11 protein-coding genes are annotated in these 14,495 nt (G+C 34.6%); 3 read left to right on the top strand and 8 right to left on the bottom strand.

Going from position 1 to position 14,495, the window contains the following annotated elements:
* Nucleotides 1–240 precede the first annotated feature (240 nt).
* On the bottom strand, nt 241–441 hold the full coding sequence (locus J6D32_RS05180) for a cold-shock protein (protein ID WP_006785622.1): 201 nt from the start codon (nt 439–441) through the stop codon (nt 241–243).
* A 517-nt stretch (nt 442–958) separates the two neighbouring features.
* Here J6D32_RS05180 and nhaC point away from each other — a divergent pair.
* A complete protein-coding gene (gene nhaC / locus J6D32_RS05175; protein ID WP_006785621.1) occupies nt 959–2,362 on the top strand; it encodes a Na+/H+ antiporter NhaC in 1,404 nt (467 codons plus the stop codon).
* 13 nt (nt 2,363–2,375) lie between these two features.
* Here the strand turns inward: nhaC and J6D32_RS05170 are convergent, their stop codons facing one another.
* The 4 genes from J6D32_RS05170 to J6D32_RS05155 all read right to left on the bottom strand — a co-directional run bounded on the left by J6D32_RS05170 (nt 2,376) and on the right by J6D32_RS05155 (nt 4,601).
* A complete protein-coding gene (locus tag J6D32_RS05170; RefSeq protein WP_006785620.1) occupies nt 2,376–2,822 on the bottom strand; it encodes a hypothetical protein in 447 nt (148 codons plus the stop codon).
* Nucleotides 2,823–2,840: 18 nt separating this feature from the next.
* On the bottom strand, nt 2,841–3,380 hold the full coding sequence (locus tag J6D32_RS05165) for a GNAT family N-acetyltransferase (RefSeq protein ID WP_009606436.1): 540 nt from the start codon (nt 3,378–3,380) through the stop codon (nt 2,841–2,843).
* 27 nt (nt 3,381–3,407) lie between these two features.
* Complete coding sequence (locus tag J6D32_RS05160; protein ID WP_006785618.1) at nt 3,408–3,995, bottom strand: hypothetical protein; 588 nt, start codon at nt 3,993–3,995, stop codon at nt 3,408–3,410.
* A gap of 156 nt (nt 3,996–4,151) precedes the next feature.
* Complete coding sequence (locus J6D32_RS05155) at nt 4,152–4,601, bottom strand: hypothetical protein (protein WP_006785617.1); 450 nt, start codon at nt 4,599–4,601, stop codon at nt 4,152–4,154.
* A 197-nt stretch (nt 4,602–4,798) separates the two neighbouring features.
* Here J6D32_RS05155 and J6D32_RS05150 point away from each other — a divergent pair, with 197 nt between their 5' ends.
* Both J6D32_RS05150 and J6D32_RS05145 read left to right on the top strand, forming a co-directional pair.
* The gene (locus tag J6D32_RS05150) at nt 4,799–6,313 is read left to right on the top strand and encodes a bifunctional metallophosphatase/5'-nucleotidase (RefSeq protein WP_006785616.1); all 1,515 of its coding nucleotides are present in this window, start codon (nt 4,799–4,801) and stop codon (nt 6,311–6,313) included.
* Nucleotides 6,314–6,522: 209 nt separating this feature from the next.
* Nucleotides 6,523–8,475 carry an aryl-sulfate sulfotransferase gene (locus tag J6D32_RS05145; protein WP_055164751.1) on the top strand — a complete coding sequence of 651 codons (1,953 nt, stop codon included), beginning with the start codon at nt 6,523–6,525 and terminating at the stop codon, nt 8,473–8,475.
* Between the two features lie 58 nt (nt 8,476–8,533).
* On the opposite strand, the gene J6D32_RS05140 is transcribed toward J6D32_RS05145, so the two are convergent.
* From J6D32_RS05140 to J6D32_RS05130, 3 genes are all read right to left on the bottom strand, one after another.
* The gene (locus J6D32_RS05140; RefSeq protein WP_055164754.1) at nt 8,534–10,549 is read right to left on the bottom strand and encodes an amylo-alpha-1,6-glucosidase; all 2,016 of its coding nucleotides are present in this window, start codon (nt 10,547–10,549) and stop codon (nt 8,534–8,536) included.
* A gap of 175 nt (nt 10,550–10,724) precedes the next feature.
* Complete coding sequence (locus tag J6D32_RS05135) at nt 10,725–13,436, bottom strand: calcium-translocating P-type ATPase, PMCA-type (protein WP_009606453.1); 2,712 nt, start codon at nt 13,434–13,436, stop codon at nt 10,725–10,727.
* Between the two features lie 177 nt (nt 13,437–13,613).
* Complete coding sequence (locus J6D32_RS05130; RefSeq protein WP_006785610.1) at nt 13,614–14,456, bottom strand: SGNH/GDSL hydrolase family protein; 843 nt, start codon at nt 14,454–14,456, stop codon at nt 13,614–13,616.
* Nucleotides 14,457–14,495 lie beyond the last annotated feature (39 nt).

Genomic DNA, 14,495 nt, shown 5'->3' with positions numbered 1-14,495 from the left:
TCGGTCAGATTATACGCCATTTGAATAAATGAGGTTCCCATTATGGGTAAAGCTAACTTTACAAGCGTTCCAATAATATGACCCTTTGTTAAATCAAGTCTTTTCTCCACTTTCTTCACCTTCTTCTTTATGATGAAACCCTGACCCTAGTCATTCCTTTACTTTCTAGCCTTTTAACGAACAAGAAAAAACTAGTAACCCATGGCTACTAGCTCATTCATGTCTTATTTTGAAATAGAATTATAATTTTACTACGTTAGAAGCTTGAGCTCCACGGTTTCCTTCAACGATATCAAAAGACACTTTTTGTCCTTCTTCTAATGTTTTAAATCCTTCACCAGTGATTGCAGAGTAATGAACGAATACGTCTTCTCCACCTTCAACTGAAATGAATCCAAATCCTTTTTCTGCATTAAACCATTTAACTGTACCTGTATTCATAATAAATACCTCCGAATAAAAATAAAGATTAGTGACTTAATACTATTTTGTAACCCCACACCTTTTTACCCTGTAGTTAAAAAACCCCCAGAAACGCAATCCAATCTGATATACTGTGAAACAAACAAAAAGAACTATTAAGTACTTCTTTAACATATCATAAATTTCCATTTTTATCAACCTTATAATATATTTATTTTATATTTTTTGGAATAATTAAAATAATTTTAGAGAAACTTATAAAAAGAACTACCCTTTAAAATTATCCAAATATATCCTAATATTTTTGAAGTAAAAGTATTATTTTCCAAAAATTACATTTTATAAACTTCATGATTTATTTGCAGTTTAAGATATAAAATGATATATTGAATGTCGGCAAAAAAATGTGTTTTTTCGACTCGTTGTGACAATTGATTTTATGCTCACAATGAAACTAATTTAGAATGATTCATTGGGGACTTCAAAACAACAAAACTGAGAACAAACATAACACTCATAAGAAGGAGAAATAAAGATGAAACAACCTAGAAAAGCGACGCTATTTGAAGCTCTAATTCCTATTGTTTTTTTAGTCATCATGTTGGCATTAGCTTTATTAAAGTTTAATGTCGATCCACAGATTCCATTAATTTTAGCCACTGGAGTCGCAGCCTTAATTGGAGTACTTCGTTTGGGGTATAAATGGAGTGAGCTTGAAGAGGGGATTATCCAAACCATTACAATGGCCTTACAAGCTGTTTTAATTTTGCTCATTGTTGGAACTTTAATTGGAACATGGATTTTAGGAGGGGTTGTCCCTTCAATGATTTATTGGGGACTCAACATTTTATCACCTGGTATTTTCTTAGTTGCTACCTTATTAATTTGTTCTATCGTATCCGTGGCAACGGGTTCTTCTTGGACAACAGCTGGAACAGTCGGGATTGCATTATTAGGAATTGGACAAACACTTGGAATTCCTTCACCTATTATTGCTGGGGCCATCATTTCTGGGGCCTACTTTGGAGATAAAATGTCCCCTTTATCTGATACGACTAACTTAGCACCTGCCATGGCTGGTGCGACGTTATTTGAACACATCAAACATATGATGTATACGACAGTTCCTGCGTATGTTATTTCAATCATACTTTACACGGTCCTTGGATTAAAATATGCTGGACAATCACTAGATACTGGTCAAATCGACATTATACAAAACACCTTAATTGGAAATTTCCACACATTATCACCTATCTTATTACTAGCACCTGTTGCTGTCATTGCGATGGTTATTTTAAAAGTGCCTGCGATTCCTGCCTTATTAACTGGTACGTTACTTGGTGGGGTGTTTGCGATGATCTTCCAAGGGGCAAATGTGGGAGACATCATGACAGCTATGCACTATGGCTATTACTCTCAAACCGGAGTCACCGCTGTTGATGATTTATTAACACGTGGTGGTTTAGATAGTATGTTATGGACCGTTTCCTTAATCCTTTGCGCCTTATCATTTGGTGGCGTTTTAGAAAAAACAGGAATGCTTGAAACCATTGCCTCAACCATTTTAAAATATGCAAAAGGGACATTCGGACTTGTATTCGCTACGATTTTTACTTGTATTTTCACAAATATTGTAACAGGTGATCAATATTTAGCACTTGTGATGCCAGGTCGTATGTATAAAAATGAATATCCAAAACGTGGATTAGCGCCGAAAAACTTATCACGCGCTCTTGAAGATGGTGCGACCGTGACTTCTCCACTTATCCCATGGACAACTTGTGGATCCTACATGATGGCAACGCTTGGCTTGAACCCTATTGCTTTCTTACCATTTGCATTCTTTAACTTATTAAGTCCACTGTTTTCACTTATTTTAGCAGCCACTGGATTCTCAATGACAAAAATAGATCAAAATGAAAAAACTCAGCTTTAACGCTGAGTTTTTTTTATTTTAATGTCACACTTGGTTTATATAACGTGATCCCTGTTGCACATCCCGTTATCTCCCAACTAACTTTAGCTAAATGAGCATGGGCTGGGATTTTACACGTGACCGTAATTATTTTAAACTCTGGTGTTATTTCAGAAACAATATTTTGCCTAATTTTTTTGATGCTTTGTTTTTCAATATTTAAAAAATTAACTTGATAATGAAATGCCTCAACATCATTTCCTCGAATCACAAGCCCCATTGTCAAGTACTCGTATCCATGTAAAGCAATCGGCTCTATATATTGAAGCACCTCTTGTTCCGTCGTGACTAATTGCAAACTTCCAATACGTGAGCCATTAATTTGACAGGAATCGAAGTGAATTTTCCCTAGTGAGGCATAATACTCAGGAAAGGCTTGTTCAAATTCCAACCAATTTGAATTTTTCAACTGATTTCTCACGCCACTTCCCCCTTCTTCTTATCTGCTATTAAACTCTGTCTCCTCAAGACTCAGTTCTATAATATCTACTTGAAAAAAATTGGGGAACTGTTCTTTTGGATAAATCATTTCCAATTTAAATCCTAGTTTTTTATATAACCTAATGGCACGTTCATTATGACTTAACACACTGAGTCGAATCGTTGTTAATCCTTGATGAAAGGCTTCATTAATTAAATAAAACATTGCCTCTTTCCCAAATCCTTTCCCCCTTTTGATTTGGGTTAATCCAATTACAAGCCATCCTTCTCGTTCACCTTCATTTATATCCATTAAACTAATAAATCCAATCCATTCCTGAGTTTTTTTTTCATAAACGGAATAAAAGATTTCATCTTCAGATAATTTTAGTTCTTCATACCATGTGTAAAGTGACTCATATGTTTGGACAACTCCCTCAATATAGCCAAAGTCCTCCATAAACTCTTCATCTTCATAAAGTTCTAGTAACAAAGGTAATTCTTCTTTTTTTAATTCACTCAAATAAACTAATTCACCTTCTATATAAGGTTGTAACATATAAAGCCTCTTTTCTATTAATCTAACTTATCTTCCTTTAAATAAAATAATTCGCAAATCTAGACAAACTAATACCGTTAAAATGAGATCTATAATCCAAAAGGTATAGCTCCAAAAAATCAAAAATCCGGGTGTAAAAAAATAACAAATGAAAAATTTATAGATAACAATTGCCACTAGTAGTCCAATGATTAATCCTGCAACAATTGAAATAGGCGTTAAGGTTTTACTTAAGAGTAACGAATCTGCCATGAGGATAAAATAACCGATTGCAATGACAGCGGCCGCTGTTACAATAAAATATGCTAATTCCCAAATCCATCCCGCTACACTAAATTGAAATAAAAGTTGTGAAACAAGCAAAAGTGAAATAAGACTAGCCATACTCCCAAAACAATAACATTCCTTTACAACTTTTCGACCTTTACTCACACTATCATTCACAAAAAAAGAAGCAATCCCAACGAGTGGCAAAATTAAAGCAAATAATTGTAACAACCCAATGCTAAATTTTAAAGCCACCACACACATTAATGTAATCGCAAAACAAAGGAGATTAACTCCGCAATGAACTTGAAAAAATAATTGTCTTTGATATTGAACGTTACTAGCCATCCCTCTCCCCTCCTGTAAGGTTTGTTAATACTACTCTATTCCTTATATCTCTAAAACATGATATGATAGATTCATTTTATCAACAAAGTTAGGTTATCACTAAAAAAAACAGAGTCAATTTCACTAAGTGGAATCGCCTCTGTTTTTGATGAGTTTTTAATCTTTTTTGATAGCCTTTACCCCATAAATCGCTACCAATCCAGCTAAGGCTAGTGTACTATAACCAAATGTTTTAACCTGTTGTTGAGTTAAAAAGTGTTTATCTCGTTCATCACATTTCTCAATTTTGAGAGTGATTTCTTTTAACAACTCAATTAATTCAACCTTTAGCTCATTTGAAACTTCTGAATTTTTAATTAATTTCAAAATTGATTTCGAAACTTTTAAATAATACTTCTTTGTCTGTTTACTTAATTTCATTGAAATTTTTGTTGTTTTATAAGTTTGTTTGTGTACCATTTTTGTCTGTTTTAACAAATATGGTACTTTTTTCATCATCAGCTCATAAAGCTCTTCATCTAAATCAACTGATTGCTCCAATAATTGAAGTAATTCTGTTCCCTCTAGATCATTCCAATCCTTAAATTTTAATATATTTTCGGCCATGATTGATCTTCCTTTTTGTTTTTTTATTATTTTATCATATTCTATTATTAAATTCACATAAAAAAATGGTGGTTCCTTTTTTAAAATTCATTTATTTTGCAAATTCACTTCATGTTTTAATACTTTTATCGCACAATAATGATAGCACGGGCAGATTGATGTCGAATTTTGTGTTATAATTTGTATGAGGTGTTATAATGAAAGAATTAAAAATCTATTTTACTTCCGATTTACATGGATATGTTTATCCAACAGATTATACGGATACAACAATCAAGCCGATGGGGATGCTAAATATTATTGCGTCTTATCAAAAGGATGGAAATACACTAATCATTGATGGTGGTGATACCATTCAAGGCTCTCCTTTTACCACTTTTTTAAGTAGTGAGAAATTAATTAAACATCCCATTGCTGAGGTGATGAATGCAGGAGGATATGATTATATTACACTAGGAAATCATGAATTTAATTATGGCTATGACTATCTAAAATCATATCTCGATTATTTAAATGCGAAATGTTTATGTACAAATGTCCTAGATAAAACAAATCAGCTGCCTATTCAAGGTTACGACATAAAAACAATGGAAAACGGTTTAAAAGTTGGGATTATCGGATTTACAACTGACTTTATTCCTATTTGGGAAAAAGAGTATAATTTAACAAATTTCGAAGTGCGTGATACCTTTACTTCAATTAAACAAGTTCACGATGAGTTAAAACCTCAAGTTGATGTTTTAATTGGAATTTATCATGGTGGATTTGAATACGATTTATCAACACATGAACAATTAAGTACATCTTCTGAAAATATAGCCTATAAAGTTTGTAAAGAATTAGATTTTAATGTCTTACTAACAGGACATCAACATATCCCACTACAAAATCAAACGTTATTTGGGACTCATATCATCCAAACTCCACACAATGCAACAAAATATGCTGAAGTTCATGTTCAAACAGATGATCATCATGTGACGAGCGTAACCTCTTCATTAAATGCATTTGAAAATCATCCTGATCAAGTCATGTATGATACCCTATTACCACTCGAAAATCGTGTTCAAGAGTGGCTAGATTGTCCGGTCGGTTATTTAAATGTAGAATTACAACCAAGTGATCGTCTTGATATGGCGATTAATGGTTCATTACTTGCTAACTTTATTAACCAAATTCAACTCGAAGTGGCAGAATGTGATTTAGCTTGTACTTCTTTTGCCAACGCTGTTAAAGGATTTAACAAAAGTGTTACCGTTCGCGACATTGTTTCAACTTATGTCTACCCGAATACATTAGTTGTCCGTGAAGTTAGTGGAAAAGTTTTAAAGCAAGCATTAGAAGTCTGCGCTTCCTATATTGATTATACAAATGGAGAACTATCTGTATCTAAACGTTTCCTTCAACCTAAAGTGGCTCACTACAACTATGATTTCTTCTCAAATGTGGAGTATACATTTGATTTAACTAAACCTGTCGGTGAACGAGTCGTTAACATGATCGTGAAAGGCCAAGAAGTCAACCCGACGGATACGTTCTCACTCGTGATGAACAACTATCGTTCAAGTGGTGTTGGAGGTTATGAATTCTTCCGTGATTGTCCAATTATCAAAGAAATCCAAATTGAAATGACTGAAATTATTATCGATTACTTTAAGAAACATCAACATGTTACAGTTGATGACCGTCAATTTATCCATATTATAAAATAAAAAAGCGCCATCTAGTCTTCTCTAGATGGCTTTTTTAGTTAATATAGGACTAAACATCCTTTAAAGTGTTTATAATAATGGTAAAGTTGTATAAATTTTCTGTTATAAATGGTTATTATTGACTTTCATCTACAGTCATTTTATGATAAAAGCATTACATAAAAAAATGTCATTTCAAGACCTGTTCAAATGACCGAAAGGAGAACACAATGAAAAAAATATGGCTAGTCATTGCTACCCTTTTAATTATCCTGCTTGGATGTGTGCTATACATTAATCTAAAATCTTCTTCTCAGATGTTAACCGTTCCACAAAGTCTTGATTTAATCACGCAACAAAACCAAATCGATCAAGATTTACAAACAGAAATTGAAATTGGAAATTATACGTTTGAAAATCCTTTTATAAAGATTAATCCGTATCAAAATTCACCATTAACAGCACTTGTAGCTTTTACGACCTCACAATCTCAAGCTGTTGAGGTTAGGATTGAAGGAAAAGATGAATTCACAACATTTAAGACAACTCTCCCTGCAGCAACCAATCACTTAGTACCAATCTATGGGCTTTATCCTGATACGTTAAATCATGTCACTTTAACGTTATCTGACGGAAGTTCTACTACACTTGACATTCAGACAGATCCCTTACCAGATGACTTTATTTTGCCTACAAGTGTGACTTATGATGCCAATCAGGCCACTTCAGATTTATTTTTCTATACCCCTGCTAGTGCTGGTTATACAGCAGCGTATGATTTAAATGGCGATGTTCGTTGGTACTTAACGACGGCTAATGTCTGGGAGATTAACCGATTAAAAAATGGAAATCTTATTTTAAGTTCCAATCGTACCGTAAATGCCCCTTATTATATGGCGGGATTAATGGAAATGGACCTGTTAGGTAAAGTTTATCATGAATACGTCTTTCCTGGTGGATATCATCATGATGTTTATGAATTAGATAACGGAAACTTTATCGTGGCTGGGAATAACCCTTCTAAAACTGTTGTTGAAGATTATGTCATCGAAATCAATCGTCAAAGCGGTGAAGTAATAAAAGAATGGGATCTTTCCTCTGTTCTACCGACTGACGCCGGAAAAAGTGAAAATTGGACCGAACACGATTGGTTCCATAACAACTCCGTTTATTATGATCATCTGACAGATGCTATCATTTTATCTGGACGCCATCAAGATGCTGTCATCAGCATAGACTATGAGACAGGAGATTTAAACTGGATTATTGGAGATTCCACGAATTGGCCTGAAGAGATGCAACGTTATTTCTTTACGCCAATCGGTGAAAATTTTGAATGGCAGTGGTCACAACATTCTGCCAAAGTGTTACCAAACGGAGACCTCTTTATTTTTGATAATGGAAATAATCGTTCAAAAAATCCACTCGATTATGTTGAAGCCAAGGACAACTATTCTCGTGGCGTGATCTATCGACTCAATACAGATGAGATGACAATCGAGCAAATTTATGAATATGGAAAAGAATTAGGTTCAAGTTTTTACTCGCCTTATATTTCAGAAGTTGATTATTTAGGAGAAAATCATTATCTCATTCATTCAGGTGGAATGGGTTCTGTGAATGGAGTGCCAATGAATCAACCAGCCTATTTCAACCCTGAAGCCAAACTAGAAGCTAAAACAGTTGAAGTTTTAAAAAATCAGGTCATTACAACACTTGACTTCCCGACCCAATTTTATCGCGTGCAAAAAATGTCGCTTTATTCATCAGGATTCAACTATAATCTAGAGCCTGGAACACGTCTTGGAACCCTTGGACAAACCCCAACCCTAAAACTCGATATTAACGGCTTATGGAAAGCAAAAGAATTACCAGCCAATGATTATCATTTAACCTTTAATCAAGAATCTGATCGTTTAATTTTTAACGCGCAATTCAAAGAAGGGCAAAAAGTTAAACTGATTTTATCAAAACTTGGCGATCAACGAGTTTATGATATTCGTGTCTCAAAAACAAGCTATTCTGCTATGTGCATTGACTTATTTAATGCTTCAGACGTTAACGACGGTGATTTACTATCCGTTACGAACTACATCAATGCCGAAGGTTTATCAGGAACCTATCAACTATATATCCAAATTGATGGCAACGTTTATAAAATTAATCAAAAAGTAACCTTTTAAAATAATAAAAAAGGAAAGTGAACCCTATTAAGCCGCGTTCACTTTCCTTTTTTTATACTTAATCTAAATACGGTAAAACATCAACGGTGTAAGCTCTTAATACTTCCCCAACACTCCAAGCCTGTGTAAAACATCCTCGACTGGTTGCTGCAAACTCACCATCAAATATTTCAGCGATTCCGTTAATACAACCATCATGTAAATGATCCTCAAACACTTCACACATCATTTTTGCACTCCTAATAGCTGCTTTATCATGACGGTGCACTTTACAATAAGCCGAAATAAATCCTCCAATTAAAAATCCCCATGTTGTTCCCATGTGATACGCACAATCACGAGTTAGGAGTTTTCCGATATATTGTCTTTTGTATTCAGGGTCTTTAAATGATAAAGATCGTAAGCCATATGTGGCATATAATTCTTGGTAAACTTTCTCTACCACCTTTAATTCCTTTTCTTCACTTAACATCGTGAACGGTAATGAAACCGCGTAAATTTGATTTGGTCTGACCTTGGCATCATCGATATCCACTACATCATTTAAGCACTGTGTTTCTTCATTCCAAAAACGAGCGTTAAAGGACTCTTTGACACGCACTGCTAATTCTTCATACTCATTGTTCACTTGACCAAATTTTAACGATAATTCAGACATAATGCATAAGGCATTATACCAAAGTGCATTAATTTCTACTGGTTTACCATGGCGTGGTGTCACAACGAAATCTCCCACACGAACATCCATCCATGTCACCTGATCTAATCCATCTCCAGCATGAATCAATCCATCCTCATCCATTCCAATTGAGAATGCTGTTCCTTCGCGATACGCTTTAATAATTTCTTTCATTTTTTCAAATAATACCGATTCAACGAAATGGTAATCTGATTCTTGCCCGGTATACGCTAAATATTGATAAACCGCATGAATATACCATAAAGAGGCATCGACTGTATTATATCCTGGCTCACTTCCCTTATCCGGGAAGACATTTGGAACAAGACCATCTTTTAAATAGCGTACGAATGACTCCAAAATTTCTCGTGCTTCTTCAAAACGTTTTGTACATAATGTCAACCCTTCAAATGCAATCATCGTATCACGTCCCCAGTCTGTAAACCAAGGGAAGCCAGCTAAAATGGTTTTTAATCCTGTACTTTCACGTTTCACCACAAAATGGTCAGCTGCTTTTACTAAATTTAACGCGAGTGCATCCTCATATCCAGATTGATCCATTAACTGATTCGCACGTTCACGATAGTTTTTCACAATCTCAAACCCATCTCGTTCATCTAATTCTTCAACCGTACACTTCAAATAAAACTTAGTCGTTGTATGAGGCTCTAGCTCTACCACTAAATCATATGGCGTATAATGATTATCGAGGCCTCGACTTCCATTTCGATTATCAAACTCATAGTAATGATTTTCTTCAATTAAATAATTTGGCGTTGCCATACTCGTTGGACGTAATTTTCGATCGATATAAGTCCCCTTTGAGGCAAAGAATTTAATACTCATTTCCTCAAAACCTGCAGGTACTAATGTTAAGACTTGATCAGCTAAATTCATCTCAAAGTTTAATTCCTGACGTTCAGATGTCGCCCCTGCTCCACGGAAATTAAATAATGGCACAATATTTAGGGTTGCTTTTTGCCCACCTGTTTTGACTTCATAACAAACAGCAACTGTATTATGTCCATACTCCATCGCAATGGTTTTGCTTAACTCTACATCTTCGACTTGATAATAGTAGGTTGGAACACTATCAAACGTAAAACGATTTAAATAATGTTGCCCATTTTTATTTTCATTAACGTACGTTTGTGCCGTTAAATCGTATTCTTTTCCATTTAAAATCACTTGTTCTTGGGTACGTGTAAAAACTGCATAACGTTCAACGGGTGGATTTAAAGATGCGACTAAATAGGCATGAAATGAACGAAAACCACTGTTGACAATCGTTTGTCCACTATATCCTCCGATCCCATTTCCCATTAACCATTCGCGTTCTTGACCTTCTTCAATAGTGCGCCAATTTCCACGTCCAAATTTATATGTTAATTCCATTTTAACTCCTCCTCACCTCAACTTAAGCGGTTACAAAGGAAGTATATCATAACTAAGCCTTTCTTTTGAAGAGTAAACCCTCTGAAACCGGTTAACCTTTTGAAACGTTTCGATAACTAAAGAATGAAAAAAAAGAATCATTGGGTCCTAAACTCAATGATTCTTTTTTACATCTTTAAGATGCTGTGACATTCTGAATTACTTTTTGCTCCTGACGTTTTTTCTTACGTTTTAAGTTGATGAGACGTAAAACACATTTGACTATCTCACTAAATAAAACAACGCTTGATCCTAATAAAATAATTTTGATCCACATCATAAAGCTTAACGGCACCGTATTAAAGAAGCCACTTGCTAATTGGGTCACTAAAATTTGGATAGCGAATGTCGCACCTAAAATTTTAAGGGCTGTCTTATTTTTACAGAAGTTTGGAATGATACTGACAAGACCAAACTCACGACAATTCAGAGCATTAAATAAGACTAAACTTACAAATAAACTAAAAATAACGGTTTGTGATTCACTTGCTCCTCGTGTAACATGGGTCACATCCGCACCAAGGAAGTTAAATTGTAACTGGGCAAGCAACACCAAAATCATAAAAATACTATTACCAATAATCGTTTGAACCATAAAACGATTAATAATCGACGCATTTTTCGAAGTTGGCTTACGTCTCATGACCGTCTGACGGATAGGCTCTAATCCAAGCGCTAAGGCTGGTGGACCATCCATAATAATATTCACCCAAAGAAGATGAATCGTTGTAAAAGGTAAGGGTTGATCTAACAACTGACTGATAATCGTTAATAAAAAGGCAATCACATTAACCGTTAGAGTAAATTGTAAATACCGTTGGAAGTTATTATAGATTCCACGCCCCCACTTAATGGCTTCAACAATCGTATTAAAACTATCATCTGTTAAAATAATATCAGCCGCATTACGACTCACTTCAGTCCCTGCAATTCCCATTGCGATCCCTACATCTGCTTTCGTGAGTGCCGGTGCATCATTAATTCCATCTCCGGTAACCGCAACGACTTCTCCATTTTTTTGAAGAGCACTAACAATCCTCATCTTTGTATTAGGCATTGAACGTGCAACGATCGCAATATCTTTGATTTCTTTACGAAGCTCGGCATCACTTAAACTATCAATATAACTTGCTTCTACAACACGCTTATCTTTTGTGATAATTCCAAGTTCATTTCCAATAGCAACAGCCGTGTTGATATTATCTCCGGTTAAAATCTTTGTTTCAATACGAGCAGCTCTTGCACTTTCAATTGATTCTTTTACACCTGCTCGTAGAGGATCTGTAATTCCGACAAATCCATAAAAAATTAACTTTTGATTCCAACGATCCGTATTCATGACAAGATCCTTAGATGGAGTCTCCAAATAAGCAAAGGCAATGACACGCATAGCCTGCGATTGATAAGTCTTGATTGAATCCGAAATCGCCTTGATTCGCGCACTAGATAATACTCTTTTTTGTCCATTCACTAACTCATATGCACTTTGATTTAAAATCACTTCCGGTGCTCCTTTAGAAAGAACTTCATATCCTTCTTTAGTTTCAATGGCAGTTAACATATATTTATTAACTGAAGCAAATGGAATTTGTCGCACCACTTTTGCTTCCTCTCGGAATCGAGAGTAAGATGGATTATTAATCATTGAAATCAATGCACCTTCTGTTGGATTTCCAATATAGTTATGATGCGTCCCATTGAATTCAACATCCGCACTACTATTTAGCAAACAACTTCTGACTAGTAAGGGATATTCACTAGCTGAATCTAAGTCAACTTCACGACCTTCTAAGACTAACTTTCCAACTTTCATTTTATTTTCAGTTAATGTTCCTGTTTTATCGCTACAAATCACACTGACAGATCCGATTGTTTCGCATGCTTCTTTTTTTCGAATGAGAACATTAATCTTAGCCATTTGATTCATGGTAATTGCTAATGTGATATTGATCATCGTTGGCAATCCTTCAGGAACAGCTGCTACAATTAACCCCACACAAACAATAAAAGCTGTTTTAATACTTGGAAATACAATATAAATATCATGTAAAGAATGGACAAATGCATCCCAACTAGAAAAATTAATTTGAATATGACTATCTTTAAAAATCTGAATAATCATATACACAAATAACATTCCAGCTACACCAGACGATATGGATGATATTTTTTGACCTAGTATTCCTAATTTTATTTGTAATGGCGTCATTTGTTCAGTCTGATCTAAATCTTTTGCAATTGATCCCATTTCTGTTTCATCACCTATTTTGGTGACAAGCATTAGACCATTACCATTTCCTACTAAGGTCCCTCCATAAACAATACTATCTTTTTGTTTTGAAACCTGATCAGATTCCCCAGTTAGCATATCCTCTCTAAGTTTCAATTCAGCTGCTTCTAAAATGATTCCATCTGCCGGAACTAAATCACCTGTTTCTAAAAAGACGATATCGTTCGGGACAACCTCTGATTTATGAATTTGTTGTTTTTTCCCAGATCTCATGACCTTAACCACAACATCATCTGTCATTTTTTCAAGTGTTGCAGCTGCTTTTTTAGATTTACCTTCTGTAATCTTCCCAATTAGAATCCCTAGGACAACTGCCATGCAGATTCCAACACCGTCTTTGTACTCTCCCACTAAAAAGCTCATTCCACTTGCAATAAATAAAATGACCATTAAGGGCTCTTTAAAAATGTCTAGAAACTCTTTTAATAGTCCTCGCTCGCTTGGCTTTGAAAATTCATTTGTTCCATACTGCTTTCGTTGTTCGAGTACTTGTTCTTCTGTTAAACCTGTTTTTACATTAATGTTACGTTGATGATTATGATTTGCTTCTTTCGCCAAAGGTTTGATGACCGTCACCTGCTTTCATTTTGTTTTCATTAATGATTATGAAATGAAATTCGATTATAGAACTAATTTATTAAATTTATTAAAAATTTAAATAAAAAGATTTAATGATTCAATCCTTCTATATCCTCTTATAAAAAAAAGATACCACAAAATGGGTATCTTTTTGATCTATTCTTCTGTTTCTAAGAATGAGCGAATCAATTGTTCAATCATAGAAGCCGCAATTTTATTTTGATGAACCGTATCGACTGTTAAAATAAGTCCCGCTTCCTGTGATATTTCTTCCCAAGATTTTCTTAATACATAATGTTTAAAAGAAGGCATAAAAAACGCAAAGGGGGATGTTTTAACCTTTTTACGCTTCGACTCACGATTCTCTTCTAAAAACTTTAATTGCCATTCATTCAAAGGAAGGTAAGTAATCTGCTCTAATTGAGCAATTTTTTGAATTTGTTGACTATACTCTATCGCTTGTTTAAATGCAAACGAATCTGTATCTTCACTTATTAATGGTAGTGATAAGATGGCTATTTTAGCACGAGTATTGGCTTTAAGCTTAGAAATCACCGCCGTTAAATTAGAAATAAACCAGGCTTCATTTGGTTTCATAGGCAGATGTTTTTTTAGTTCAAATTTGATTTCATTAGGTTTATTTAACTGAGCTAAAATATCATTGGTCCCGATTAATATAATGATATAGTCAGGATCACAGATGATAACCTCATCTAATCGATTTAAAACATTATAAACTAAATCTCCATTTACCCCTGCATTAATAAAGTCATATCCTTCTTCCCCCATAGAGGTTGCTAATTCATTAACAAAATTATACGCCATCGTTCCTTGGGTATTACTGTCTCCAAGACATGCTACTAATTGACGATTTTTATCTTGTCGTTGATAGTCCTTAGGTCTATTTTTGGGAGGTTGACTAAATTTGTAAATCGTATAGCCTCCAAGAAGTGTAAATACGCCACCTAATCCAATCATCCATCTTTTCTTTCCACTCATTGCTAAACTCCTTTTTCATTTTTTCTGATTTTACCTATA

The sequence above is a fragment of the Turicibacter sp. genome, from assembly GCF_017941855.1.
GTDB classification, from domain to species: domain Bacteria; phylum Bacillota_I; class Bacilli_A; order MOL361; family Turicibacteraceae; genus Turicibacter; species Turicibacter sanguinis.
This window is presented reverse-complemented; position numbering and strand designations above follow the sequence as displayed.

Excerpts from the sequence above, each read along its gene's own strand:
- J6D32_RS05180 (WP_006785622.1), bottom strand. The coding sequence starts at position 441 with ATGAATACAGGTACAGTTAAATGGTTTAATGCAGAAAAAGGATTTGGA.
- nhaC (WP_006785621.1), top strand. The coding sequence starts at position 959 with ATGAAACAACCTAGAAAAGCGACGCTATTTGAAGCTCTAATTCCTATT.
- J6D32_RS05165 (WP_009606436.1), bottom strand. The coding sequence starts at position 3,380 with ATGTTACAACCTTATATAGAAGGTGAATTAGTTTATTTGAGTGAATTA.
- J6D32_RS05160 (WP_006785618.1), bottom strand. The coding sequence starts at position 3,995 with ATGGCTAGTAACGTTCAATATCAAAGACAATTATTTTTTCAAGTTCAT.
- J6D32_RS05155 (WP_006785617.1), bottom strand. The coding sequence starts at position 4,601 with ATGGCCGAAAATATATTAAAATTTAAGGATTGGAATGATCTAGAGGGA.
- J6D32_RS05150 (WP_006785616.1), top strand. The coding sequence starts at position 4,799 with ATGAAAGAATTAAAAATCTATTTTACTTCCGATTTACATGGATATGTT.
- J6D32_RS05145 (WP_055164751.1), top strand. The coding sequence starts at position 6,523 with ATGAAAAAAATATGGCTAGTCATTGCTACCCTTTTAATTATCCTGCTT.
- J6D32_RS05140 (WP_055164754.1), bottom strand. The coding sequence starts at position 10,549 with ATGGAATTAACATATAAATTTGGACGTGGAAATTGGCGCACTATTGAA.
- J6D32_RS05130 (WP_006785610.1), bottom strand. The coding sequence starts at position 14,456 with ATGAGTGGAAAGAAAAGATGGATGATTGGATTAGGTGGCGTATTTACA.